General features: G+C 63.4%; 25 protein-coding genes and 1 tRNA gene. 2 read left to right on the top strand and 24 right to left on the bottom strand.

Translation table 11 applies throughout. The features are described from left to right. From ACFO3A_RS12745 to ACFO3A_RS12665, 17 genes are all read right to left on the bottom strand, one after another. Positions 1-939 (bottom strand): head fiber protein (locus ACFO3A_RS12745; RefSeq protein WP_377726956.1); only part of this gene is annotated, 939 nt, incomplete at its 3' end. 14 nt (positions 940-953) lie between these two features. Next, entirely contained in the window at positions 954-1,502 is a 549-nt protein-coding gene (locus ACFO3A_RS12740) for a phage tail protein I (protein WP_377726951.1), read from the bottom strand. After that, entirely contained in the window at positions 1,495-2,412 is a 918-nt protein-coding gene (locus ACFO3A_RS12735; RefSeq protein WP_377726948.1) for a baseplate assembly protein, read from the bottom strand. The genes ACFO3A_RS12740 and ACFO3A_RS12735 overlap by 8 nt, the downstream gene beginning before the upstream one ends. Then, positions 2,409-2,741 carry a GPW/gp25 family protein gene (locus tag ACFO3A_RS12730; protein ID WP_377726946.1) on the bottom strand — a complete coding sequence of 111 codons (333 nt, stop codon included), beginning with the start codon at positions 2,739-2,741 and terminating at the stop codon, positions 2,409-2,411. The genes ACFO3A_RS12735 and ACFO3A_RS12730 overlap by 4 nt, the downstream gene beginning before the upstream one ends. Beyond that, the gene (locus ACFO3A_RS12725; protein ID WP_377726943.1) at positions 2,741-3,436 is read right to left on the bottom strand and encodes a phage baseplate assembly protein V; all 696 of its coding nucleotides are present in this window, start codon (positions 3,434-3,436) and stop codon (positions 2,741-2,743) included. Before ACFO3A_RS12725 ends, ACFO3A_RS12730 begins: the two co-directional genes overlap by 1 nt. Before the next feature lie 319 nt (positions 3,437-3,755). Then, entirely contained in the window at positions 3,756-4,064 is a 309-nt protein-coding gene (locus tag ACFO3A_RS12720) for a BrnA antitoxin family protein (RefSeq protein ID WP_377726940.1), read from the bottom strand. After that, the gene (locus ACFO3A_RS12715; protein WP_377726937.1) at positions 4,039-4,317 is read right to left on the bottom strand and encodes a BrnT family toxin; all 279 of its coding nucleotides are present in this window, start codon (positions 4,315-4,317) and stop codon (positions 4,039-4,041) included. Before ACFO3A_RS12715 ends, ACFO3A_RS12720 begins: the two co-directional genes overlap by 26 nt. 234 nt (positions 4,318-4,551) lie before the next feature. Beyond that, the gene (locus ACFO3A_RS12710; RefSeq protein ID WP_377726934.1) at positions 4,552-5,001 is read right to left on the bottom strand and encodes a phage virion morphogenesis protein; all 450 of its coding nucleotides are present in this window, start codon (positions 4,999-5,001) and stop codon (positions 4,552-4,554) included. Between the two features lie 3 nt (positions 5,002-5,004). Then, complete coding sequence (locus ACFO3A_RS12705; RefSeq protein ID WP_377726932.1) at positions 5,005-5,505, bottom strand: phage tail protein; 501 nt, start codon at positions 5,503-5,505, stop codon at positions 5,005-5,007. Then, the gene (locus ACFO3A_RS12700; protein ID WP_377726930.1) at positions 5,489-6,043 is read right to left on the bottom strand and encodes a hypothetical protein; all 555 of its coding nucleotides are present in this window, start codon (positions 6,041-6,043) and stop codon (positions 5,489-5,491) included. Before ACFO3A_RS12700 ends, ACFO3A_RS12705 begins: the two co-directional genes overlap by 17 nt. Next, positions 6,040-6,585 (bottom strand): lysozyme, encoded by a 546-nt coding sequence (locus tag ACFO3A_RS12695; protein WP_377726928.1) that lies wholly within the window; start codon positions 6,583-6,585, stop codon positions 6,040-6,042. The genes ACFO3A_RS12700 and ACFO3A_RS12695 overlap by 4 nt, the downstream gene beginning before the upstream one ends. Beyond that, positions 6,582-6,788, bottom strand: coding sequence for a hypothetical protein (locus tag ACFO3A_RS12690; RefSeq protein ID WP_377726925.1), 207 nt, complete (start codon positions 6,786-6,788; stop codon positions 6,582-6,584). The genes ACFO3A_RS12695 and ACFO3A_RS12690 overlap by 4 nt, the downstream gene beginning before the upstream one ends. Before the next feature lie 2 nt (positions 6,789-6,790). Next, complete coding sequence (locus tag ACFO3A_RS12685; protein ID WP_377726923.1) at positions 6,791-7,000, bottom strand: tail protein X; 210 nt, start codon at positions 6,998-7,000, stop codon at positions 6,791-6,793. A 4-nt stretch (positions 7,001-7,004) separates the two neighbouring features. Beyond that, positions 7,005-7,439: a head completion/stabilization protein gene (locus ACFO3A_RS12680; RefSeq protein WP_377726922.1), complete on the bottom strand. Its 435-nt coding sequence runs from the start codon at positions 7,437-7,439 to the stop codon at positions 7,005-7,007. A gap of 152 nt (positions 7,440-7,591) precedes the next feature. After that, positions 7,592-8,320, bottom strand: a complete 729-nt coding sequence (gene gpM / locus ACFO3A_RS12675; RefSeq protein WP_377726920.1) for a phage terminase small subunit — start codon at positions 8,318-8,320, stop codon at positions 7,592-7,594. Positions 8,321-8,325: 5 nt separating this feature from the next. Further along, positions 8,326-9,354, bottom strand: coding sequence for a phage major capsid protein, P2 family (locus tag ACFO3A_RS12670; protein ID WP_377726918.1), 1,029 nt, complete (start codon positions 9,352-9,354; stop codon positions 8,326-8,328). Positions 9,355-9,403: 49 nt separating this feature from the next. Then, a complete protein-coding gene (locus ACFO3A_RS12665) occupies positions 9,404-10,270 on the bottom strand; it encodes a GPO family capsid scaffolding protein (RefSeq protein WP_377726915.1) in 867 nt (288 codons plus the stop codon). 208 nt (positions 10,271-10,478) lie between these two features. Between ACFO3A_RS12665 and ACFO3A_RS12660 the strand changes: the two genes are divergently transcribed. Both ACFO3A_RS12660 and ACFO3A_RS12655 read left to right on the top strand, forming a co-directional pair. Continuing rightward, positions 10,479-12,254 (top strand): terminase large subunit domain-containing protein, encoded by a 1,776-nt coding sequence (locus ACFO3A_RS12660; RefSeq protein WP_417286503.1) that lies wholly within the window; start codon positions 10,479-10,481, stop codon positions 12,252-12,254. Next, on the top strand, positions 12,255-13,286 hold the full coding sequence (locus ACFO3A_RS12655; protein ID WP_377726909.1) for a phage portal protein: 1,032 nt from the start codon (positions 12,255-12,257) through the stop codon (positions 13,284-13,286). A gap of 702 nt (positions 13,287-13,988) precedes the next feature. Here the strand turns inward: ACFO3A_RS12655 and ACFO3A_RS12650 are convergent. The 7 genes from ACFO3A_RS12650 to fdxH form a co-directional block, all read right to left on the bottom strand. After that, on the bottom strand, positions 13,989-15,182 hold the full coding sequence (locus tag ACFO3A_RS12650; RefSeq protein ID WP_377726906.1) for a tyrosine-type recombinase/integrase: 1,194 nt from the start codon (positions 15,180-15,182) through the stop codon (positions 13,989-13,991). 146 nt (positions 15,183-15,328) lie between these two features. Next, positions 15,329-15,424 (bottom strand) — tRNA-Sec (locus tag ACFO3A_RS12645). 42 nt (positions 15,425-15,466) lie between these two features. Further along, positions 15,467-17,401: a selenocysteine-specific translation elongation factor gene (gene selB, locus ACFO3A_RS12640; protein ID WP_377726904.1), complete on the bottom strand. Its 1,935-nt coding sequence runs from the start codon at positions 17,399-17,401 to the stop codon at positions 15,467-15,469. Between the two features lie 120 nt (positions 17,402-17,521). After that, on the bottom strand, positions 17,522-18,916 hold the full coding sequence (gene selA, locus ACFO3A_RS12635) for an L-seryl-tRNA(Sec) selenium transferase (RefSeq protein WP_377726902.1): 1,395 nt from the start codon (positions 18,914-18,916) through the stop codon (positions 17,522-17,524). 44 nt (positions 18,917-18,960) lie between these two features. Continuing rightward, entirely contained in the window at positions 18,961-19,959 is a 999-nt protein-coding gene (gene fdhE, locus ACFO3A_RS12630) for a formate dehydrogenase accessory protein FdhE (RefSeq protein WP_377726900.1), read from the bottom strand. A gap of 93 nt (positions 19,960-20,052) precedes the next feature. Further along, the gene (locus ACFO3A_RS12625; RefSeq protein WP_377726898.1) at positions 20,053-20,679 is read right to left on the bottom strand and encodes a formate dehydrogenase subunit gamma; all 627 of its coding nucleotides are present in this window, start codon (positions 20,677-20,679) and stop codon (positions 20,053-20,055) included. Further along, positions 20,676-21,605: a formate dehydrogenase subunit beta gene (gene fdxH / locus ACFO3A_RS12620; protein WP_377726896.1), complete on the bottom strand. Its 930-nt coding sequence runs from the start codon at positions 21,603-21,605 to the stop codon at positions 20,676-20,678. Before fdxH ends, ACFO3A_RS12625 begins: the two co-directional genes overlap by 4 nt. Between the last annotated feature and the right edge of the window lie 2 nt (positions 21,606-21,607).

Below are 21,607 nucleotides of genomic sequence, written 5' to 3'. Positions count from 1 at the left end.
GTTGTAGGTGGTGTTGGTATCCACCCAGGGCACGTTCACTACGGCCTGGCCGGTGGCATTGACCTGCACGGCGTAGCTGCGGCTGGCCGTAGCCGTGGGCGCTGCCGCAGCGACGGTCTGCACCGTGGTGTGGCCCAGCTTGATGCCGCCCAACACCGTTGCACTTGCGCTGGGCAGTGTGTACTTGTTGGCCTCGGCCTCTATGCCGTCGAGCTTTGTTTTATCGGTAGCGCTCATCAGGCCCGCTGCGCTTGTGGTGGCGTCGGCGTGGGTGTGGTTGCCGGCGGCGGCGGTGCTGGCAGTGGTGCCGAATTGCACGGCCAGGGTGCGGTTTGCTCCCAGGTTGCCGCCGCCGGTCAGGCCGGTACCGGCGGTGATGGTGGTCGATACCAGGGCGCGGGCGGCAAACAGGGGTTGCACGCTGGCGGGGGTGAGGGCGCGGGTGTCGTCGGCCAGGGCAGCGGCTTCGGCCGCGGTGGACAGCTCCACGACGCCTTGCCGCTGGGTGGTGGCAGGCGGGTTGAGGAAGCTGGTGTCGCCAAACTGCAAAGTGCTGATGTCCACGCTGCCGTCCAGAACGCGCAGGTCGGTGGCCAGCAGGAAGATGCTGGCGGCGGACTTCTCCAGGATGGCGGCGGACTGGCTGTAGCTGCCCAGCAGCACGCCGTTGTCCAGGTACAGGCCCAGGCCGCGCACGGTGTAGGTATCGGCCCCATCGTCGCGGATGGTGAGGTGGATGGTGTCTGCGGCCACCACGTCCCCGGCGAAGGTGGTCAGGCGCTTGATCTCGCCGGGGATGGCGGTCAGCTCTGCGGCGGGGGTGAATGCGCTCGCGGTGATGCCGACGCTGACGATGCGTCGGGCCAGGGTGCCGTCATGCGCTGCATTGACCAGGGCGGCACGGCCCGCGTTGGTGAGTTTGAAAATGATGCCTGTCATGGGTTCGCTGGGAGTTACTGCACGGCCATGGTCAGCCGGGCGTAGGTTGTGGGGCGAGCGACGGCGGCCAACTTTGTGGATGCGGCTGCCGATAGGCCCTGAATGGCGGTGAAGTGCGAGCGCAGGGGTTTGACGCGAGCCACTTCGGCGATCACTTCTTCAACAAAGGTGGCACTGGCCTGGCTGCCATCCTGACCGCCCAGGGTGAGTACCAGCTCAAAGGTGTGGGGTTGGCCCTTTGGGGTGGTCTGCCACCATTCCCGGATGCTGATGGCTCCGCCGAAGGCTGCCACGGTGTCGCGCACGCTTTTGACGGTGCCCCTTTGGCGCTGCACGGCAATGGCGTTCTTGACGATGGCGCGTTTAATGGCTTCAGGCCATTCGCTGCGCCAGGCTTCCACCCCCAGCGCCCATGCCAGCCAGGGTAAAAACTCCAAGGGGCAGGTAGAGGGATTCCAAAGTTCGCGATGCGGAAATGAAATGCTGTCCAGGTGTTGGTGCATCGCTTTTTCGACGGCGCGATCCAGTGTTGATGCATTCGGGGGGAGCAGCGTCTTAGTCAATGATGCCTCCGTGGTTCACTGTGACGCTGGTGCACCAACTGGCTTGCGTAGCCGTCACGACCACGTCCGCCGTTGGCTGCATCAGCTCCACCCGCTCCACGCCTTCAATGTGCAAAGCTGCATAGATGCCCGACAACGTAGGGCGTCTGCCCAAGCGGTGCATGGCGGTGGCATAGGCCTGGGCTCTGCTACGGGCCTCATTGATCACGCTGGAAGAGTCTGGACCAGGCAATGTGTAAAGACTGGCTTCAATGGCGTAGTTCACAATGCCCGCAGCTTGCACCAGAACCTCATCGGTAAGCGGACGGACATCATCCGCACCAACAGCGGCTGCCACGGTGTTCAGCAATTGCTGATTGGGCACGCCACTGCCAGCACGTGATAGCACCGTCACCACCACCGTGCCCGGGCCAGGGCTGGTGGCCGCGGCGTCGAGTACCTGGCCATCTGCGCTTTTGGCGTGGTGGACATAGGCGCCCACCGGGCCAGCTACGCTAAAGCCTTGTGGTGCCAGTTGTATGCGGGCGCGAAAATCGTCATCTCGTTCCATAACGGCTTGCACGGGCGGGTTCGCATCAGGATCTGCTGGCGTGATGATCAAGCGGGTAAGTCCATAAAAGGCGGCCAGTTGATCGAGGTCGCCTTGCATGGCATACGCCAGCATGACGGCATGCGCACTATCGTTACGGCTACTGCGTTCAGACACCAGGTGGTAGGCCAGTCGCTGCATCCAGATGGTCAGCGGCTCTGACTCCAGCGCCAAGGTCTGCCTGATGGAATCCCTGAGCTGCAGCGGCATGGCTTGCAGCAGGTCATCTTTCAGGGCGGTCAGGATGTCTTCAAAATTGGGCACCTGCACCACTTGCGGGGCAGGCAGTTTGCTCATGTCAATAATTTGGGCATTGCTCATGCAGCACCTCGCAGTGGCACCGCCATGCTCACGGAGCTGCCCAGATATTCACCTTCCAGGGTCACGGTGGCTGTGCCAGGCCTGTCGCCCGATGTCATGCCCACACGGGTCACGCGCAAGCGTGGCTCCCAGTTCATGAGCGCACTGGCAATGGCTGCGTAGCAGCGCAGCCGGGTGCGGGCGTTGTCAGGCTGGTCGATCAATCCGGGCAGCAGGCTGCCGTAGGTGCGCCGCTGCAGGCGCGAACCCAGCGGGGTGGTCAGGATGTCGGCAATGGATTGCTTCAGGTGCTCCATGCCTGTGATATGGCGGCCAGTGGTGCGGTCCATTACTGCGGCCCCCCGGTGGTGCCGCCGTGGGCATCAGGGTGGGTGTGGGTGCCGCTGATGTTGATGCCGTTGTGCGTGAGGCTGGCGCCTTCGATCTGGAAGTTGCCCTGGATGCGTGAAGTGCCCCCGCTGCTGCCGGCACCGATGACCGATAGCCCGCCACCAATGCGCACGTTGCCGGTGAACGAGCTTTGCGGGCTTTCCACCGTGAACTGGGGCGTGGTCAGCGTGGTGCTGCCGGGCGTGATATGCAGTTGGGAGCTGCCCACGTTCAGCGTGATGGCCTGGGAAATATCAAACACCAGCGTGCCCGCGCTGCGCCGGTGTTGCCAAAAGTCGGTTGCGCTGAAGTCGTGGCGCTCAACATCCTCATCGGTTGCGCCCTGGGGCATGTCGCTGCTGTAGATGCCGGGCAGGGCCACGGCCTGGGCCAGGTCGCCGCCGGGGGCCAGCAGCAGGCAGGGTTCGCCCAGGGCCGGGGTGCGCCAGTGGCGCGTTTGGGCGCTGCCACCGGCTGCTTGGGCAAACCAGGGCACCCAGGTGGTGAGCAGATCCCCCGTGCGAACGCGGCACGCAGCCGGGTTGCCGGACGCACCCACGCGCACATGCTCCACACGACCAGTGCGAATCATGTTGGCCAGCAGGCGGTGCAGCTCAAGTGGGCTGTGTTCAGGGGTGGTGGTCATGGCGGGCATGGTGCCCAGCCTTGCGCGGGCAGGCTAGCGCCCGCGCGTGTAGCCGCGCCTGCTACGTGAAAACAAAAAAGCCCGCGCTGGGGCGGTTGGTGGGCCGGGGGCTTAGTCCGGCGCTGAATGCGGTTTCAAGCGCAGCAGGTGGACGGGATGTTGAAACACACGGAACCAGCCGTGCAGCAGTCCTTACGGAGATGCCCATCCCGCCCGCAACCGTGGGGGCGGTGTAAAAGCCCGCTTGTCGGTGGGGCCTGCAACCGCTGGTTCAAAGGTGGTTTCAATCACCATGCTTTTCAGCACGAGGCGCCGGATAGCGCAGGCGCTACCCGACGGGCTTGAATTTTCCCTTTTGCACGGCTTCGCGCAGCACGTCATTGAGGCGGGTTTGCCAGCCCTTGCCGCTGTCCTTGATGGCGTGCAATACGTCGGCATCAATGCGGGTGGTGATAGGGGCCTTGGGTTGCTCCACCGGCGGGCGGCCCCGGCGGCGCAGGGGCAGCAGCTTGGCGGCCAGTTGCGTGGTGATCTCCACCGTGTCCGGGTCGGCGGTAATGCCGCGGTTGATGGCTGCATCCTCTGCATCCGTTGGGAGGATGAGCCCCGATTTAGTCCGATTGGGTTGCTTGTTCATAGTGCTTGATCTCCCGCTTGTTGGCCTTGCGCAGGCTGATGATGCGCATGGTGTCGCCGCGCTGCACGAACACCACGACATACAGGCGTTGTGCAATGACGGCATAGCCAACTTCACGCACTTCGCCGTAGTCGGCGCGATCATCGACAAAACAGAGTACGTCCGGCCATTGGATGGCGCTTGCCAGGGCCAGCGATACGCCATGCTTGGCCTGGTTGGTGGCGTCTTTCTGGGCGTCGTATTCTATTTTCATGCGATTTATTGTAAGTACATTTATTATATTGTGCAATAAATTTTGTAAGTACATTTATTGCGGCAAAAACTCGGGATGCTCTGCACGAATCACGCAGCCAAGTGGGTGCTGCGGATCGGGATGGGCTGCAAGGCGCAAACCGCAGCAATAGTGGTGCTATTGCGAGGATTTGCAACGCCGCAGACGGCCCGAGGCCGCAGATACCCACGGCGCGATGATTCGTGCAGACCATCCCTAGGTGCTGAGTTGCTGCAGGATGTGGTCTACCAACTGGTCAGCCAAGGCATCGGGCACGCCAATCAGGGGACGGGCGGGATAGTCGTATTGGGCCCCACCGGGGGCTACTTGGTCGCGCAGGCCATCATGGTGGACACGGGCAATGCGTGTCGCGCGGCTCATGAACTGCACCACGGCTTCATTGGTAAAGCCTTGCGCCTTGAGGTGCTTGGCGGTGCGCAGCTTGCGAAACATGGGGCCTTGGCGCAATGTGCCTGCCCGGTTACGGCTGCGGTGCTTACGTGGCTGCCAAGCCGTGCCGTCAGGGGCTTGCTGCGCCGCTATGGTTTTTTGGTTGGCCTTGCGCACACGCTGGGCCAACTGGCGGGCTAGCACGCGCTGCTCGGCGGGTTGCAGGTGCTTGAGCAGCGGGCCCAGCCATTGCTCGATGCGCTGTAGCTCTTCCATGCGTTATGCACCTGGTGTGTGACCGCTGGGTGGATAGTCCCATTGCGCGACTTTTTCGTCACGAATGAAGATCTCCCAGCGCTCACGCATTGGCATGTGCAGCGGTGGTGTATCGGTGAGGTGTTCCAACTGCACGGCGCCGGGTTGGGTGGGATGGGGCTTGCCAAGGACCCGCTCGGTCAGGTCAATGTCCATGATCAGATCCATGTTGTGGGCATCGAGAAATTCAGCATTGAAGCGGATGCCTTTTTTGTCTTTGTTGTCCACCACATCAAACTGGTGCTGACGTAGCCAGATCAGCAGGGGGGCAATAACGGTGTCTGGGTGATCGTTCCAATCCAGAAACTGCAGTTGCAGGGTGTAGGCGTACATCCACGCCAGCTTGGTGGTGCCGCTAGTGAGGATGCGGCCGCCATCCACAAACATCTTGAGCTTGTGGGGGGTTTGGCGCACCTTGGGCAAGGCGGCCTCCAGGTGCTGGCGCAGCTCAATGGGTTTGCGCATGGTCCAGCTCCTGTTGTGTGAGGGTGTGTTGCCAGGCGTCTTGCTGCGCCTTTACCTGGTTGTATTGGGCGATGCAGAGATTGAGCTCGCGGATGGCAGCATCGCCCTCGTGGGGGATGGCGGCAAGATCTGCTGCTGCCGCTGGGTCAAGTTGGGCGTGCGCGGTTTGAGCTGCAGCGGTGGCACTTGCGGGGGGGGCCATGCCGATGCTGGGGCAGCTGGCGGGCGCGATGGGGACGCGCACGCTGACAGTGCCAGTGCGCAGGCTGCCGACAAAATCTTGATGGTCTTCATTGGCTTTTCCTTGAGCTTCGGAGAGTTGGGCCGACAGGTCGGCAATTTGCTGGTGCAGGCGGCTTTCGCTGGCCAGGCGCTCGCTGCGCAGCCAGGCGGCGGTGTATTCGGCTTGTTCTTGCTGCGTTTGCAGTTGGGCCTGGTGGGCCTGGGCCTGGCGGGCCGATTGGTAGGCCATGCCGGCCATGGCGCCGGCGGCCAGCAAAGTCAGGTGCAGTGCGATGGTGCGTAGCAGTTCGCTCATACAACCCCCTGGTGGCAGAAGCTGGTTTCTGCCTGGCGGCGGTTGGCCAAGCCTTGGATGAAGGTGTAGGTTTTGATCCCCGTCTTGGGGTTGATGTGGCTGGTAAAGCTCCAGACCGGGCGGCCTGCATCGCTCATGCTCAGGCGGCGGCAGCCCTTGGCCCAGTCGCCCTGGTTGAAGCTGGCCATGGCCAGGCTGGTGCAGGTGCTGGGGTGGCCAAAATTCCAGGCATGGCTGCTGGCCGCGTCAAACACGTACTGGGGCGGCAGCACTTTGAAGCACTGGGCCAGGGCGGTTTGCACGCGCTCGATGGCGGCGGCCTCTTCACGCTGGCATTTCTCCTCGCTCCAGCGTTCGCCCACGATGATGGGGGTAGTGGTGACGTGACGGGTCAGGCCTTTGCAGACGGTGGGCAGGCCTGCGGCCAGGCGGTCAGCGTAGACCACATGCTGCCCCACCCCTTCCCATTGGCCTAAAAAGCCGAGCAAAGCAGCGCTGCCCAAAACGAGGGTGCCGCCCAGGTGGGGAAAGTATTTTTTCATAGCACTTGTTGCCCGGTTTTATGGGCTTTCCACCACCGCCACAGCAACCACAGAATTTGCAGCGCCAGGTAGGTGATGGTGAGCAAGGTGATGGTGTCGGCGCTGGACCAGCTTTGCGACTGGGCAGTGGCGGCAACGACGATGGGCGGGGTGCCTTTGGCGGCTTCGATGGCGGTGGTTTGGATCAGGTCGTGTTTGCTCATGGCTAGTCCCATAGCGATACGGTGGTTTTGGGGGCGGGTGCGGGCAGCAGGGGCATGTGCACCAGGATGCCTTGGGGCAGGACCAGGCCGTGGCTGGCTAGGCCGGGGTTGGCTTGCAGCACGGTTTCCACGGCACCCAGGGTGTGGCCGTAGTGACGCCAGCACAGGGCATCGACGGTTTCGCCTTGGTGGGTGCGCACTTGGGTGGTCATGGCTTTACAAAAGCTCCACGGTGCAGCGGGCACTGCCGCGAATGTCTGCAATGGCGTTGCGCAGCTGGCGCAGGTAGTCGCCGGCGGTTTGCTGCAGGTCGTCACTGCTGCGGTCCAGCTTGTTGCCCGTGGCAATGGCGGCCATGCCGCGATAGGTTTGCACCAGGTCGGCCTGCAGGGCGGCATGCACTGCACGGCGGTAGTGCAGCAGCTTGGCGCTTTCGCCGCCGACCTGGATGGCAGGCACATCGCCCAGTTGGGTGTAGCCCCAGCGGCTGCGCTGCTCATCGACCCAGTCTTGCAGCTCGGCATTGACGGTGAGCATGGCGTTTTGCAGGGCGGGCTGCAGGCGATCAGGGGTGACGGTGCCATCCAGGTGGCAGGCGCTGCGTACCGCCTGCGGCTGCATGTCCGGGAACCAGCCGTCATTGGCGACCATAGGTTCTTGGCTTTCAGTGGGTGGGTTGGCGGTGACAAAGAATCCGGTGTTCATGGGGGCTCTACAAGGGGACGGTGGTCGGGGGTGTTGGCCGGTTGCGCAGCAGGTGCTGGCGGGCCGCTGCCCCCGAGCCGTCCGGGTGCGGGGTACGCTTAGTTGGGGGCGTTTGGTTGCAGCTCTTTCAAGCGGCGCTCCAGGCGCTCCACGTCTTTTTTCACGCCGGCCTTGTCGTTCAAGGCGGTGGCGCGTTGCAGGTGCTGCAGGGCGATGTGCGCCTTGTCCAGCTGCAGTTGTTTGATTTCGTCGGCATTGAGGTCTTGGGTGTGGGTTTTGCCCATGGCGGCCCAGCCAATGGCTTTGTGCAGCTTGGCGCGGGCCTGGTCGTGGGCGTCCAGGCCGTGCGTGAGCTGGTCGACCTGGGCCAGTACGGCCAGGGCGTCAGTGCCCTGCAGTTGGCCTTTGAGGGCGGCATCGCTGACTTCATCGAGCAGCAGCGTGGGCACGTTGCGGTTGAAGCGGTCGGGCAGCTGCAGTTGATGGCGCAGGCAGTAGGCGGCCACGTCCAGCGCGAGCGGGTAGTCCCCCACGTCCAGCAGCCAGACCAGCAAGGTGGTGATGACGGGGTCTTGTACACCGGCATTGGCGGCCAGCACGCCTTCTAGGTATTCCAGGTATTCGGGCAGGAGCTTGCGCTTGGCTTCGATCTTTTTCTCGGTGGACTGGATGTCTTTGAACTGGCGCATGTGCGCGTGCAGTTGGGCCAGCATGAGTTGGTGCTGGCCGCCGCCAGTTCCCCCGAAGGGGTCGGCAGCGGCAGCACGCTGGGCTTCTTGCTGGGCCAGCACGCGGGCCATGTGGCGTTGGGCGGGGGTTTTGGCCATGGCGGTCAGGGGGCGGTCAGCTCGGTGATGTTTTCCACGAGGGCGACCAGGTCGTAGTCTTCGACCACGAAGGCGTCGTTCGAGGATTCGAAGGTTTCAACGCCGTTGCGCTCGGGGCGCTCGATGATGGAGCGGCGGCGGGCGCCGTTTTGATAGTAGATGGACAGGTTGTCCAGGCGGGTGATAAGCACTTTACCGGCCGGGAAGTAGGGCACGACCACGGCCTGTAGGCCCCCGAGGCGTTTTTGGCTGATGACGATGTCGGCGGCGAGTTTTTCGGTCGGGGCGTCGTTGTCAGAGACCAGGGGGAAGAGTTTGTCGTGCATCAGGTCGCTGCCGACGATGGCTACCAGACCCGGGTCTTCCCGGTACTGCTCGGCAATCAGGGTGTTGCGGGCGTCGTAGACCAGGGCATCGAGGTTTTTGTAGTCGGCCTCGGCGTCGCTGCCAAAGCTCAATTGGTCGGCCACGGCACCGCCAGACAGTACGCGCTCAGCGGCGTGGGTTTTGATTTTGGTCAGCCAGCCGATGTTCACGTCCTGCAGCAGCGGGTAGGTGGTGCGGTTGGTGGTGGCCTCGGCGCTTTGGCCGTTCCAGCCGATCATGATGCGGTCCAGAGCGCAGCGATCGACGATGACTTGGCTGATGCGCTTTTGGAAGTCTTTGAATTTAGCCCAGGCATCGAGCTTGGCGTAGGGGATGTAGGTGTCGTAGTCCGTCTGCTTGCAGGTGTATTCGTTTTTGACCAGGCCGGTGACATCGCGGCCTTGGCGCCGGCCGTTGCCACTGGTGTCGGTGCGCCCGGCGATGGTGCCAGAGACGGTAAGGCCAATGGCGTCGCCCACTTGCTCATCCACCCCAATGATGTTGATCATGCTGAGGAATTTGCTGGACTGCTGCAGCTTGGTTTCCAGTGATTGCTGCACCGAGGGGGTGACGTTGAATTTTTTGCTCACGTCATCAACCGCGATGGAGCAAAGGCTGGCGATTTGCGAGAGGTAGCCGCGGTAGACCGCGCGGGTGTCGTTACGCATAGGGTGTTTTCCTTGGGGTAAGTGATTCGGGGGCCGGCGGGGTCTGGCCTTAGAACTCGGCCAGCTCTTGGCCGTTGCCGCCGGCGGCGGTTGGGCGCTGGGGGTCTTGCGGCTGGGCGCTGAGCTGGGTGACCAGGCCCTGGTGCTGGGCCTGCAGCTGGTTGAGCTGTTGTTGCAGGGCGGCCAGAGCCTGGCTGTCTTGGGCTTGCTGCTGGCTGAAGGCCTGGACGATGGCCTGGGTGGCGACCAAGGCGGCGGTGAAGTCTGTCTGAGCCGGGCCGGGTGGGCGGTGTAGGGGGGCTGTCGGGGCTGGAGGGGTGGAGTCATGGCCCATGGCTTTGGCCAGCAGGGTGTTGAATTTTTCCAGTGCGGCGCTTAGGGGGCTGGCAGTGGCGGGGGCCGGGGCGTCTTCCAGCTCCAGAGAAAACTCGATGGAGGCGGTGAAGAGGTTGTCTTTACTGAGTTTGCGGCCCGCCAAAGGGTTCGCCCCCGGGTTTTGCTGGGCAAAGGTGAGCAGTTCGGTGCCCAGGCTGGCGGGGCTGTCGGTCACGGCCAGGCCGACCAGGTAGGCTTGGCCGGTGTCGGCAAAGTTGGGGTCGACCTCGATGGAGGTGTAGAGCTTTTGCCCGGCTTTGTTCATGGCCAGCAAGCTCTCCAGGGGTTGGATTTGGGCGTACAGGGCCAGCTTGCCGTCTTCGACCGTTTGCGCTTTGACGGCCAGGACGTCGCCCTGGGCGGCAAAGGCGCTGTCAGGCAGCAGGCCGCGCATGTGCTCGATCCAGACGCGGGCGCCGTACTTGGCGGGGTTGAAGTTTTTGGCCATTTGCTCGATCCAGCTGCGCTGGATGGCTCGGCCATCGGTGGTGGCGCCTTCAGTGGCGACGCGGAACCATTTGGTTTTTTGGGATTGCGGCATGTTGGCTTGAGGGTTGTTGGCAGGCGCTTTGCAGCGGGTGCCTGTATGGTCTGCCGCCCTGGGGTGGGCAGCAAACGCTTTGCCGTGTAGGGCCGCCTGCTACACGTGGGCGCAGGTGCGCGGGCGCAAATGCCTGTCCAAACTGCCGGGGATGGTGATTGATTCCCCTTTTCTTGCTACGCCAGCCGATGCCGATGCGGTTGCGCATCTGCACGCTTTGACGGGTCCGGCCCAGGACAAACGCCGCAAGGCCCGCGCCCTGTACTGGATGGGGTGGCGGGTGACGCATATTGCCGAGCACATTGATGTGCCGCGCACCACGGTGCATGAGTGGAAGGCGGCGGATGCATGGGACAAGGCCAAGCCGGTGGACCGGGTGGAGGGCTCGCTGGAGATGCGGCTGTGTACCTTGATCAACAAGGACAGCAAAACGGGCGGGGATTTCAAGGAGATTGACCTGCTGGGCCGCCAGCTGGAGCGCCTGGCCCGGGTGCACAAGTACAGCGAGAGCGGCAAGGAAAGCGACCTTAATCCCAACATCAATGCTCGCAATGCGGGGCCCAAGCGCCAGCCAGAGCGCAGCAACCAGCTGGGCGGCGATGCGGGGCTGGAAAAGCTCAAGTCCGCCTTCATCGACAGCCTGTTCAAGTACCAGCTGACGTGGTGGCAAAACAGCCAGCAGCGCACCCGCGCGATTTTGAAAAGTCGCCAGATCGGGGCGACCTGGTACTTTGCCCGCGAGGCCTTGATTGATGCGCTGGAGACGGGGCGCAATCAGATTTTTTTGTCGGCCAGCAAGGCGCAGGCGCACATTTTCCGTGGCTATATCCTGGCCTTTGTGAAGGAGGTGCTGGGCATTGACCTGAAGGGTGACCCGATCGTGCTGCCCAACGGGGCGACGCTGTATTTTTTGGGCACCAATGCCCGCACGGCGCAGGGCTACCACGGCAATTTTTACTTTGACGAGTTCTTTTGGACCCAGTCTTTCGACCAGCTCAACAAGGTGGCCAGCGGCATGGCGATGCACAAGAAGTGGCGCAAGACGTACTTCAGCACGCCATCGAGTTTGCAGCACCAGGCCTATGCCTTTTGGAGCGGCAACCGTATTAACCGCAAGCGCAGCAAGGCGGACCGCATTGAGCTGGACTTGAGCCATGACCGGCTGGCCGGCGGATTTACCGGGGAGGACAAGATCTGGCGCCAGATCGTGACGGTGCTGGATGCGGCCGCGGGTGGCTGCGACCTGTTTGACCTGGACGAGCTGCGCTTTGAGTACAGCGACGAAGAATGGGACAACCTGCTGATGTGCGGGTTTGTGGATGAGAGCTTTTCAGTCTTTCCCCTGACCGAGCTGATGCGCTGCCATGTGGACAGCTGGGAGGCCTGGGCTGATGACTTCAAGCCGTTTGCCCTGCGGCCATTTGCCTATAAGCGGGTCTGGATTGGCTATGACCCCAGCCACACGGGGGATGCGGCGGGGCTGGTGGTATTGGCTCCGCCAGAGCAGGCGGGCGGCAAGTTTCGGGTGCTGGAGCGGATGCAGTTCAAGGGGGCGGATTTTGAGGAGCAGGCCGAGCAGATTCGCCAGCTGACGCAAAAGTATTTTGTCGAGCACATCACGATCGACACCACAGGTCTGGGCCAAGGAGTGTTCCAGATCGTGCAGAAGTTTTTTCCTGGTGTGCGGGGGCTGCAGTTCAGCATTGATGTGAAGACGCGCCTGGTGCTGAAGGCGCAGAGCGTGATCCGTGCCGGGCGCCTGGAATTTGATGCGGGAGATCTGGATTTGCAGCGCAGCTTTATGGCCATCAAGCGCGAGATGACGTCCAGCGGGCGCAGCGTGACCTATGCCAGCGGCCGCAGCGAAGAGGCGGGCCATGCCGACCTGGCCTGGGCCTGCATGAATGCTTTGGATAACGAGCCGCTGGAGGCCGCCGCTGTGGGCGGCGAGGTCGGCAGTGGCGTGACTTTGGAGTTTTACTAAATGACGAATATGGCAACGGTGGAAGAGCCGCAGGCGGTGGAGGCCTTTACCTTTGGAGAGCCGGAGGCGGTGCTGGATCGGCGCGAGATCTTCGACTATTTTGAAAGCAACTTGATCGATGGCCAGTGGTACGAGATGCCCGTCAGTGTGGATGGCCTGACCCGCATGTTGCGTGCAGGGGTACACCATGCCAGCGCGATCGATTTGAAGGCCAAGATTTTGGCCAGCACCTTTCGACCGCACCTCCGCTTGAGCCGCTCCACCCTTTTGAAGGTGGCCAAGGAGTACCTGGTGTTTGGCAATGCCTACCTGGAGGAGCCGCGCAACCGGCTGGGTGCTGGGATGGAGTTCAAACACAGTCTAGCGAAGTACACGCGCCGCCATGCAGACCTGGAGACCTTTGGCTTTATGCCGCGCTACAGCGAGGTACACACCTTCCGCAAGGGCAGCATCTGCCACATCATGGAACCGGACGTGGACCAGGAGGTGTACGGCGTGCCGCAGTACCTGGCCAGTCTGCAGGCCAGCCTGCTCAATGAATCAGCCACGCTATTTCGCCGCCGGTACTACACCAACGGCAGCCACGCAGGCTTCATCCTCTACCTGACCGACCCGACACCCAATCAAAAAGATGTGGATGGTTTGCGGGCCGCTCTCAAGAGTAGCAAGGGCATTGGCAATTTTCGTAACCTGTTTTTTCATAGCCCGAAGGGTGAAAAAGACGGCATCAAGCTGATCCCGATTGGCGAGGCCACGGCCAAGGATGAGTTCCTGAACATCAAAAACGTCAGCCGCGACGACCAGCTGGCCGCCCACCGCGTGCCGCCCGAGCTGATTGCCGTGGTGCCATCCAGTGGCACCGCCTTTGGCAACGTAGTCAATGCCGCCAGGGTGTTTGCCCGCAACGAGATCCAGCCTCTGCAAACGCACCTGGCCAGCACCATCAATGACTTTGCCGGCGAAGAGGTATGCCGCTTTGATACCTACCGCCTGCCTGGTGTCGATGAGCCGCAGACTCAGCCGCTGAAATAGCCAGCACAGGCCGCTGGATGTGAACAGCCCCGCAATGCGGGGCTTTTTTGTTGCTTGCCTACTGACCTCCGAGATGCTTCCCTGTCTGACTCTCAATAAATCCGAGCGGTTTTACCCCCCAGCGGGCGCTCGAGACCCCGCCTCGCCCGCCCGCTTCGTGTCCCGATTTCGACGGCACTGCCGACTACGAGCAAAAACAACGTGGCTGGGCCTTTGCGGCTGGCTGGCGCTCCTTATCCATAGACGGGAAAAGACGGAAAATGCAGCCGCATCAAGTGCGGTCCACCCAGTCACGATCGACCAATTTCGAGGCCGTTGACGGAATGGGTTCGGGAAAAGTGTAATTTCTGTAATCACATCCAGAAACAGTCTCGAAACCCGCATGAAGCCTAGTTTTTTTAGGTTACATAGAACTGTAATTCGGTGTAATCAAAATTACGCTTAATCGATAACTTATTGATTTATTTGGTCTTTGATTTTCCTCTGGATTACTCCTGAAGACTGTAATTAATTACATTGAGATTACAAAAAAATTACAGTTCGTGTCTGGCAATAAATATTTATAAATCAATAGCTTGCAATCTATTTCTGTCGCTGATTACAAAGATTACACTTTTCCCGAACCCTCCCCAGCATTTTAGGAAGTGTCTGAATGGGCACTGGGCACGCATGCACGCACACGCATGTGTGAGATCAAAATAATCACGGGGTTTGCGTCAAAAAATCGGCCCACTCTTGCATCAGAGGGCGGCGCTTCTCCAGCATGTCGCCACGCCGATAGGCCTGCTCAACTTTGCTGCCCACGGAGTGGGCCAGGGCGATCTCTGCCAGTTCGCTGGGATAGTCTGTGCAGTCGCCTACCCAATCGCGGAAGGTCGAACGCCAGCCATGTGGGACTTCCGTACGCTTTAACCGGCGCATGACCGCCGTCAGGGTCATATCTGAAAGTGGTGTATTGCGGCTTGAAGGGAACACCAACTCAGCACCAACAATTCGTGGCTGCTTGCGCAGCAGCTCTACAGCTTGGCGAGGTAGGGGGATGCGGTGCTCACGCTTAGCCTTCATGCGTTCTTTGGGAATCACCCACACCGCGCTGTCTAGATCCAACTCGCTCCATTTGGCACCACGTGCCTCGCCTGATCGGCCTGCTGTCAGGATCTGCAGTTGCAGAGCTTGCGCTCCCATGCCGCTGGTGCCACAAATAAGTTGCCACATCAGCTTGGCTTCTGCCAAAGGCACGGCAGCCAGGTGTTTTACCGGGGAGACTTTTTCTGGAGCTGGCAGCAGCAGATCCAGATGATCACGCCAGCGGGCAGGGTTGGGTCCTTCGCACAGGCCTTGCACCTTTGCCCAGTTGAGTACCTGCTCAATACGTCCACGTAGGCGTGAAGCGGTCTCGGTTTTTGATCGCCAGATCGGGTCGAGGATCTGCAATATGTGCCGCTGTTCGATCGCCGCCACGGGCAGTTGGCCAATGATGGGGTTGGCGTAGGTGCCAATGGTACTCACCCACTGCAGGCGGTGCTTGGCATTGCTCCAGCTGTCTTCATGCGCAGCGATGAATTTTTCGGCAGCCTTGGCGAAAGTCAAAGATTTGGCTGCAGCAGCCACGATCGTCTCTTTGTTACTGGTGCGCTGGTCGATGGGGTCGATGCCGCTGCGAATCAGGCTGCGGGCCAGCCTTGCTCGATCTCTAGCCTCGGCCAAGGAAACGGCTGGATAGCTGCCCAATCCCATGCGGCGGCGCTTGTCGTGGAGCACAAAGCGCAGCACCCATGCTCTTGACGCTCCGAGGATCTGCAGTTGCAGCCCAGGCACGCCTCCAACAGCATAGGCCCCTTCACCTTTGAGTTTTGAAACTGCCATTGCGGTCAGTTCTTTTGCAATCTTTGCCATCAACCCATTCCTATAGGCCATCCTATAGGCCAATAACTGTTGATATTAGTTGCTCGTAAATAACCGTTAAAAATCCAAAAAGGGGAGGCGTACAGAATGAAAAAAGCCCCTTTCGGGGCTTAAATGAATCTTAAAAAACCTTGAAGTGGCGGAAGGCAGCAGGAGTCGAACCTACCTGGGAGTGGCTGACACCCCCTACCGGGTTTGAAGCCCGGCCACGCCACCGGGCGTGGTTGCCTTCCTAGATCGTAAACACGCCCTGAGGGCAGCGGCGATTGTAGTGGCTAGCGCCCGGCATCCTGCCCATGCCATTGGGCGCCGGGGCGCAGGACGTGGGCGTCGCCGACGCGGCGGGTCAGGCCCAGGCGGTTGAAGCATTCCATGATCTGGATGGCGCGTTTGCGGCCCAGGCCGGTGGCGTCGCGAAACTGCCGGGCGACGACCTGGCCCTGGGCATGCTGCGTGGCCAGTTCGGCGATCAGGGCGGCCAGGGCATCCATGTGCTGCCGGGCGTAGAACAGGTCTTTGACGACCTGGAACACCAGCCCCTGGCGGGCCAGCTTGCGCAGCAACTGGCGCACCAGTTCTTCCTTTTGTCCGGCATCCTGGGCCAGATCGCGCACCCAGGGCGGATCGAAGCGGCCTGCGGCGATGCGCGGCAGCAGCGATTCGGCCAGGGCGGTTTCCTGGTCGGTGAGCTGCACGCGGTGGCTGGGCAGGCGCAGCCAGGCGCCTTCGGCCTGCAACTGGCCGCTGGCGATGAGCTGGGCCGCCAGGGCTTGCCACAGCGCCTGGTGCTGGCTGGCGGTGTGGGCCGCGCCGGGCCAGACCATGCGTTGCAGGCGGGCGTTGTGCGCCCCGGGTTCGTCGGGCTGCTGCTGGTGGAATTGTTCCAGTGCCGTCAGCAACTGGTCTTGCAGGGCCTGCCAGATGTCCGGGTGCAGCAGCAGGGTGTCGCCCTGGGGCAGGGGGATGCGCTGCAAATCGCCCGGTACGGGCGGCTGGCGGTGGCCGCACAGGCGTTGCAGTTGCGACAGGGGCAGGCCAAAGCGGGCCTGGGCCAGCAGGGGGGCGGTGTCGCCCACGGCCAGCCAGTGTTCCAGCGCCTGCCACGCGGCCTGGCGCTGGGCGCTGCGGCGTTTGCGGGCGGGGGCGTCGGGGTCCAGCACCATGGCCCCGGCCAGGGTGCGGCTGGCCTGGGCGTTGCGCACGATCACGCGGTCGCCCGGCAGGGCGTAGGCCGGGGCGTCCAGCACCAGCTGGGCGTAGCCTTCGTGGCCGGGCAGCAGGGGGCCGTCGCTCAGGGGCAGGACGTGGCCGGTGCAGTGCCGGGTGCCCAGGTGCAGGTGGACGGCCGTCCAGCCGGTCAGCGGGGTGTTTTCCGCCAGCCAGTGCAGGCGCACGTCCAGGCGGGTGCTGGCGGCCAGCAATTGGGGCTGGGCCAGCCAGTCGCCCCGGGCGATGTCGCCGGTGTCGATGCCGGCCAGGTTCAGGGCCACGCGCTGGCCTGCGCTGCCGGTGGGGCTGGCGCGGTTTTGCGCGTGCAGGCTGCGCACGCGCACGCTGCGCCCGGTGCCCGAATGGGTCAGGCTGTCGCCCACGCCGACCTGCCCGCCAAAGACGGTGCCGGTAACGATGGTGCCCTGCCCGGTCAGGCTGAAGGCGCGGTCCACCGCCAGGCGGAACAGCCCGCTGCTGCTGCGGGCGGCGCAGTGCTGGGCCAGTTGCATCAGGTGCTGGCGCAGGGCATAGGTGCCGGGGTCGTCGGGCCGGGCGGCGGCGGTGGGGAACAGCGGGGCGCCGGCCATGGCGGTGACGCCGAGGATGGCGGCCACTTCGTCCTGCACCTCGGCGATGCGTTCGGGCGGTACGCAGTCGGCCTTGGTGATGGCGACGCTGGCGCTGCGGATGCCCAGCAGTTGCAGGATTTGCACATGCTCCAGCGTCTGCGGCATGACGCCGTCGTCCGCCGCGACGACCAGCAGGGCGTGGTCGATGCCGACGGCCCCGGCGGCCATGGTGGGGATGAATTTTTCGTGGCCGGGCACGTCGATGATGCCCAGCACCTGTCCATCGGGCAGCGGCAGGTAGGCGTAGCCCAGCTCGATGCTAATGCCGCGTTCCTGCTCCTGCTTGAGCCGGTCGGTGTTGGTGCCGGTCAGCGCCCGCACCAGGGTGGTCTTGCCGTGGTCGATGTGCCCGGCGGTGCCGATGATCATGTTTTCAGGTCAGCAAGGGTTGGGGGGTGAAATTTATAGCTTCTTCCGCTTGAAAATACTATGTTTCAGCATTTAAATTATCTGAAAACCATATATTGAAAGCGGAAGAAGCTATATTTTTTATGCTTTCAATAAAGCCAGCTGTTCCGTGAATGCGGGCTGCTCGGCGGCTTCCAGGCAGCGCAGGTCCAGCCACAGCGCCCCGTCCTGGGCGCGGCCGATGATGGGGCGCGGCAGGCGGCGCAGGCGTTCCTGCAACTGGGCGACGCTGGCGGTTTTGGCCTGCGGGCGCAGCACCAGGCCGAAGCTGTCCAGGCTGTCCACGGGCAGGGCGCCGCTGCCGATCTGGCTGGCCATGGGGCTGGGGGCGATGTGCCAGTCGGCGCCCAGGGCGGTTTGCAGCAGCGGGGCCAGCGCTTCGGCCTGGGCCTGCATGGCGCTGGCCGGGCGGGTGAACAGGCGCAGCGTGGTCAGGCGCTGGGCCAGGGTTTCCGGGTGCTGGTACAGGCGCAGCGTGGCTTCCAGCGCGGCCAGGGTGAGCTTGCCCACGCGCAGCGCACGCTTCAAGGGGTGGCGCTTGATGCGGGCGATCAAGTCCTTGCGGCCGACGATGATGCCCGCCTGCGGCCCGCCCAGCAGCTTGTCGCCGCTGAAGGTCACCACGTCGGCCCCGCTGGCGATGGTCTGCGCCACGGTCACTTCCGGCGGCAGGCCCCAGTCGGCCATGTCGACCAGGGTGCCGCTGCCCAGGTCCACCACCATCGGCAGGCGGGCGGCGTGGGCCAGGGCGGCCACGTCGGCGTCCTGCACGCTGCGGGTAAAGCCCTGGATGGCGTAGTTGCTGGTATGCACCTTCATGAGCAGGGCGGTGTGTTCGCCGATGGCCCGCTCGTAGTCGTAGGCGTGGGTGCGGTTGGTGGTGCCCACTTCCACCAGGCGGCAGCCGGCCTGGGCCATGATGTCCGGGATGCGGAAGGCGCCGCCGATCTCGACCAGCTCCCCGCGCGAGACGACCACTTCGCCCCCGGCGGCCAGGGCGCCCAGGGCGAGCAGCACGGCGGCGGCGTTGTTGTTCACGATGGTGGCCGCCTCGGCGCCGGTGAGCTGGCAGATCAGGCCGGTGACGAGGTCGTCGCGGTCGCCGCGCCCGCCGTCCTCCAGGTCGTATTCCAGGTTCATCGGGCAGGTCAGCGCCTGGGCCACGCTGGCGACCACTTCGGGCGGCAGCAGGGCGCGGCCCAGGTTGGTGTGCAGCACGGTGCCGGTCAGGTTGAACACGGGTTTCAGGCGCGGCGCGTGGCTGCGGGCCAGCGCCTGCTGCACCTGGGTGGCGATGGCGGCGGGGGCGGTGGGCGCGGCTTGCAGGGTGCCGGCGCGAAGCTGCGCACGCAGCGCATCCAGGACTTGGCGCAGCGCTGCCGTGGCGCTGCTGCGGCCATAGTCGGCCAGCAGCGGGGCCAGGGCGGCGTCGCGCAGCAGGGCATCGGCGGAGGGGATGCGGGGCGGGGTGGTCATGGCGCGGAGGGAGTGCGGATGGTTGTGCGGTGGAGCGGCTGGAATCAGTGGCTGGGGAAGGGGTCGATCAGGCCGTCGTCCGTCCCTGCCGTCGCGTCCTGTTCCTCGGCCACGGCCACGGCCACGTAGAGCAGCGGGTTGGCGCTGGCGCGTTGGAAGGGCGTTTCGCTCATCAGCAAATCCAGCATCAGGCTGGCCAGGTCGTCGGCCAGCGGTTCGGCCAGCGGGTCTTTTTCCTGGTTGACGATTTTGCGGTAGGTGCCGCATTCATCGCAGGTTTCTGCCGTGACAACGTCCTTGACGCCTTCGATGATCTGGTAGTGGACGCCCTTGGTGCTTTCGCAGTGCGAGCATTTGACGCGCACCATGTGCCAGTCGGTGCCGCAGCCGCCGCAGTGTAGGTAGCGGTGGCCGCTGGCCTGCCCGCCGATGCGGATGGTGCTGGCCACCGGTTCGCTGGCGCACACGGGGCAGACGGTGGCCGGCTGCATCTGCGGCATGTCGGCCTCGCGCAGGGTGGCGGCCCGTTGCGTCAGGCGCACTTGCAGCGCGGCCATGACGAAGGGGGCCATGCCGATGTAGCGGGCGGCCAGGTCTTTGTTCAGCAACTGCCGGGCAATGGTGTCGCGCTCCTCGCCGGGCAGCTGGCGCAGTTCGGTCAGCAAGGGTTGCAGGGCGGCGGGCAGGCCGCTGGTGTGGCTGCCCAGGGTGTCCAGGATGTGTTCCAGCACCGGCTGCCAGTCGAGCAGGCCGGTTTCCAGCTGCTCTGCCGCCGGGAACAGCGGCATGCCGTGCGCCTGGGCGCGTTCCATCGCGCTGCGATCGACCTCGGGCGCAGGCAGCGCCTTGGCGGCGGCGTGCTGGGCGCTGACGATGTGGGCGGCAAATTCCAGGTAATCGGCAATCGGGTTGCCGGCGGCCAGCTGGCGCAGGCGGGCGGCGCGTTCGACGAACAGGCTGCCGATCTGCGGCGGCAGCACGCGCGGGAAGGTGGTGTTGTCCAGCGCCTCGATCTCGCCGGGTTGCAGGATGCGTCGTGACATAAAACGTCTTCCTCAAAATAAAGACCGCCGACATGCTCCGATTTAAAGAGCTGTCGGCGGTTGTTGCATCAGCGCTAGAGGCTGATTCTATGCTCAGTCATTGTCGCCCGTGACCTTGCGGTACCAGCCCCGGTGGTGCTGTTTGGCCCAGGCGCGGGTGACGGTGCCGTACATCATGGCGCGGATGGTGCCGCGCGTCCAAATGGCGGCATAGACGTGCATGACGATGAGGCCGATCATCCACACCGCCGCCACGGCGTGGACGACCGAGGCCAGGCGCACGGCATCGACCGGCGGCGTCCACCAGGCACGCCACATGACCACGCCGCTGGCGCTGATGGCGATCATGCCGATCACCAGACCCCAGAACAGCAGTTTCTGGCCGCCGTTGTACTTGCCTTGCTCGGGCATGTTGTGGTCGTCGCCGTCGATCATCTGATTGACGTTTTTCAACCATTCGTAGTCGCGCGGCTCCATGACGTTGAGCTTGGCAAAGCGCAGCGCCATCACCACAAAGCACAGCGCCATCACTACCCCGATGTAGGGGTGCAGGATGCGCGTCCAGGGGCCGCCGCCAAACAGCATGGTCAAGGGGTAGAAGGCCGGGTGGAAAAACGCCAGGCCCGACAGCGCCAGCAGGATGAAGCAGATGCCCACCATCCAGTGGTTGGCCCGTTCCGATGCGTTGTAGCGCACCAAATCACGCGGGTTGCGAATCATGGCTGGGCCTCCTTTTCAGCAGCTTCCTGGTCTTTGCGCTCCATTTCATCCTCCAGCTCCTTCGATACCTCGTTGGGGCCCTTGGTGATGTAGTGGAACAGGCTGCCCACGGCGGCAGCGCCCAGGGCGGCCATGGCCAGGGGCTTGGCCACGCCTTTCCACAGGGCCACCATCGGGCTGATCCGGGGATCGTCGGGCAGGCCTTTGTAGAGCGAGGGCTTGTCCGCATGGTGCAGCACGTACATGACGTGCGTGCCGCCCACGCCCTGCGGGTCGTACAGACCGGCGTTGGCGTAACCCCGGTTCTGCAGGTCGCCGATGCGCCGTTCCGCCTGGCTGTGCATGGCCTCCTTGGTGCCGAACATGATGGCCCCGGTCGGACAGGTCTTGACGCAGGCCGGCTCGCGCCCCACGGCCACGCGGTCGGAACACAGGGTGCATTTGTACGCCTTGTTGTCCTTTTTGGAGATGCGCGGCACGTTGAACGGGCAGCCCGTCACGCAGTAGCCGCAGCCGATGCACTGGTCCTGCTGGAAGTCCACGATGCCGTTGGCGTACTGCACGATGGCGCCGGGCGAGGGGCAGGCTTTCAGGCACCCCGGGTCTTCGCAGTGCATGCAGCCATCCTTGCGGATGAGCCATTCCAGGTTGCCGGTGGCCTCGTTCTCGTACTCGGCAAAGCGCATCACGGTCCACGACTGATCGGTCAGATCGGTCGGGTTGTCGTAGACGCCCGCAGCCAGGGTGCCGATGTCGTCGCGCAGATCGTTCCACTCCATGCAGGCGGTCTGGCAGGCCTTGCAGCCGATGCACTTGGAGACGTCGATCAGTTTGGCGACCTCGCCCCCGTACGCCCCCCGCGCACTGGGCGCGGGGGTGGTGGTGGCCGAGCGGCGCTTGATATCTAAAGACATGGTCGAAGACATGG

Source organism: Comamonas nitrativorans (genome assembly GCF_042654765.1).
Lineage (GTDB): Bacteria > Pseudomonadota > Gammaproteobacteria > Burkholderiales > Burkholderiaceae_C > Comamonas > Comamonas nitrativorans.
Note: the sequence above shows the minus strand (reverse complement) of the source record. Positions and strands in the feature narration are given on the sequence as shown.